4 protein-coding genes are annotated in these 2,975 nt (G+C 73.3%); all 4 read right to left on the bottom strand.

Going from position 1 to position 2,975, the window contains the following annotated elements; all coding sequences use genetic code 11:
• Window positions 1-85: 85 nt before the first annotated feature.
• Window positions 86-1,108 carry an RNA polymerase sigma factor SigF gene (locus ACFV0G_RS35430; RefSeq protein WP_380556815.1) on the bottom strand — a complete coding sequence of 341 codons (1,023 nt, stop codon included), beginning with the start codon at window positions 1,106-1,108 and terminating at the stop codon, window positions 86-88.
• Window positions 1,109-1,239: 131 nt separating this feature from the next.
• Window positions 1,240-1,653 (bottom strand): anti-sigma regulatory factor, encoded by a 414-nt coding sequence (locus ACFV0G_RS35425; RefSeq protein ID WP_380556813.1) that lies wholly within the window; start codon window positions 1,651-1,653, stop codon window positions 1,240-1,242.
• Window positions 1,654-1,883: 230 nt separating this feature from the next.
• Window positions 1,884-2,366, bottom strand: coding sequence for a GNAT family N-acetyltransferase (locus ACFV0G_RS35420; RefSeq protein ID WP_380556811.1), 483 nt, complete (start codon window positions 2,364-2,366; stop codon window positions 1,884-1,886).
• 73 nt (window positions 2,367-2,439) lie between these two features.
• Window positions 2,440-2,811: a nuclear transport factor 2 family protein gene (locus ACFV0G_RS35415; RefSeq protein WP_380556809.1), complete on the bottom strand. Its 372-nt coding sequence runs from the start codon at window positions 2,809-2,811 to the stop codon at window positions 2,440-2,442.
• Between the last annotated feature and the right edge of the window lie 164 nt (window positions 2,812-2,975).

Here is a 2,975-nt window from a genome sequence, read left to right as displayed (position 1 = left end):
CCGCCCCGCCCGCCCGGCGCGCTCCTCGCCCGAGGCGCGCGCCCCCGACGCCGCGCCCCCCATGTGCGCTTGATGCGCGGCGCACTCACTCCTCGACGAGGAGCTTCTCCCGGAGTTGCGCCAGTGTCCGGGCCAGCAGCCGGGACACGTGCATCTGGGAGATGCCCACCTCGGCCGCGATCTGCGACTGGGTCATGTTCCGGAAGAACCGGAGCACCAGGATCTTCTGCTCGCGCGGCGGCAGCTGCGCCAGCAGCGGCTTGAGCGACTCGCGGTACTCGACCCCCTCCAGCGCCTCGTCGGTGGCGCCCAGGGTGTCCGCCACGGCCGGCGACTCGTCGTCGCTGTCCGGGACGTCCAGCGAGAGCGTGGAGTACGCGTTGGCGGACTCCAGGCCCTCCAGCACGTCCTCCTCGGAGATCCCCAGGTGCTCGGCCAGCTCGTGCACCGTGGGCGAGCGCCCGTGCCGCTGGGAGAGCTCGCTGGTCGCCGTGGTGAGCGACAGCCGCAGCTCCTGGAGCCGGCGCGGCACCCGGACCGCCCAGCCCTTGTCCCGGAAGTGCCGCTTGATCTCGCCCACGATGGTCGGCGTCGCATAGGTGGAGAACTCCACCCCGCGCTCGTGGTCGAAGCGGTCCACCGACTTGATCAGGCCGATGGTGGCGACCTGGGTGAGGTCGTCCAGCGGCTCGCCGCGGTTGCGGAAGCGCCGGGCCAGGTGCTCGACCAGCGGGATGTGCATCCGCACCAGCTGGTTGCGGATCTCCACCCGCTCCGGCGAGCCCTCGGCGAGCTGGGACAGCCGGACGAACAGGGCCCGGGCGGCCTCGCGGTCCGGCGCCGCGGAGCGGTGGCCCTGGGCGGGCACCGCGCCGCGCACCACCGGTGCGGCGGCCGGCAGGCCCTCGTCCGCGGCCGCGTCCGCCGTGGCGGCGTGCTGCTCCGGTGTCGGGTCGGTCGGCTGGGTCATCCGGTGGGCGTCCTTCGGGTACGCGTCGTCAGTCGGGGCGGCGTCGGCGATGCGGGCAGCGCTCGCCTGGGGCGGTACGGCCACGTCCTCGGTGGCGGCCGGCAGGGCGGCGGCACCTGTGCGGTCCAGATCACTCACGGCGATCACCCGTTCCGTTCCGGGAGCACTTGTCACTGGTGGGACCGCCGCGGGCGGCGGTCCGGGCAAGCCGTACGCGCGGTGTGCCGTCCTGCGACGGCCTCGGCGCGTACGGCCCTCGGCGCGCGGCGCTAGGGCTGGGCAGGGGACCCGCCGCGCTTCTTGTGCAGGCTGATGCGGACCGTGTTGTCCTCGCCCACCGAGGAGTCGACCTCGCCGGCCAGCGCGGAGAGCACCGTCCAGGCGAAGGTGTCCCGCTCGGGGGCGCGGCCGTCGGTGGTCGGCGCCGCGACGGTGACCTTGAGCGAGTCGCCGACCAGCCGGAACTCGCAGCTCAGCACGGAGCCGGGCACCGCCTGCTGGAGCAGGATGGCGCAGGCCTCGTCCACCGCGATCCGGAGGTCCTCGATCTCGTCGAGGGTGAAGTCCAGACGGGCTGCCAGGCCCGCCGTCGCTGTTCGCAGCACCGAGAGATAGGCGCCCGCAGCGGGCAGCCTGACCTCGACGAAGTCCTTGACGTCGGGCTCACCGTCGATCTGGGACACCCTCACCTCCTGGGTGACGCGCGCTGCTTGCGGCCGGACGGCCGCGGCACTTCCACTTGCTTGGCTCAACTGCTTCGCCCCAACTCGTCCGAGGGGTGGTGCGGTACGTACCGGTTCATACCCACCTGGGGCATTCCGAACGCCGCGCATCCGCCCGTGACGTTACCGCTATCGACCGGTGGATGTCGCCGCCTTGCGCCACGATCACGTGATCGGGCGATCCGGGGGCGTCAGCGGGCACTGCCGCCCAGCTCGGCGAGGGCGTCGTCGGTGAGCCGGAAGACCGTCCACTCGTCCATCGGCACGGCCCCGAGCGACTTGTAGAAGCCGATCGACGGCTCGTTCCAGTCGAGCACGGACCACTCCAGGCGGGCGTAGCCGCGCTCCGTGCAGATCCGCGCCAGCTCGGCCAGCAGGGCCTTGCCGTGGCCGCCGCCGCGCCGCGCCGGGCGGACGTAGAGGTCCTCCAGGTAGATCCCGTGGGTGCCGCGCCAGGTGGAGAAGTTGCGGAACCACAGGGCGAAGCCGACCGGCTCCCCGGTGGCGTCGTCCTCGGCGATCAGCCCGAACACGGCCGGGTGCTCGCCGAACAGCGCGTCGTGCAGCTGCTCCTCGGTGGCCCTCGCCTCGTGCAGGGCCCGCTCGTACTCCGCGAGCTCGCGGATCATGGCGTGGATGGCGGGGACGTCGCTGGCGGTGGCGGTGCGGATCATACGGCGAGGGTACTCGGACGCACCGACCGGGCGGAAAGGGAAATATCGCCGGGCACCGGCCGGTGCGCCCCGCTCACGGCTCGTCCCAGGCCTGGACGGAGGTCTGGTCGACGATCCGGCCGTCCCGCAGGTCGGCCATCGAGGTGGCCAGCACCCGGGTGCCGTCCGGGTAGCGGCAGGACTCCATGAAGGCGACGTGGTCGCCGTCCACCACCACCTGTTCCAGCGTGTGGGTCATGTCCCGGCCGTACACGTCGGTGAGCATGTCGGAGATCGCGGTCCGGCCGTGCATCACCATCGGGTGGCTGGGCTGGGTCCGGCGGTCGATCATCCGGATCTCGGCGTCGTCGGCGTAGAGCGCCAGCAGGGCCGAGGCGTCGTGCTGCTCGATGCCCCGGCGCAGGGCGTCGGTGTCGAAGGCGGTGGGTGCCGCCGCGGTGCTCATCGCGGTCTCCCTCGGTCGCGCGGAGGGGCCGCACCGGGGCGGTTCGGCCCGTGCTCCGAGCGTACGCCGCCGGGGGTGCGCCGACACGCCGGAGGCCCCGGCGCGCGGGGGTGCGCGGCCGGGCCGCCCGGGGACAGTGCCGCGATGACGCCGTCGGTGGGTGC

The organism is Kitasatospora sp. NPDC059571, from assembly GCF_042735675.1.
In the GTDB taxonomy this organism is placed as follows: Bacteria; Actinomycetota; Actinomycetes; order Streptomycetales; family Streptomycetaceae; genus Kitasatospora.
Note: the sequence above shows the minus strand (reverse complement) of the source record. Positions and strands in the feature narration are given on the sequence as shown.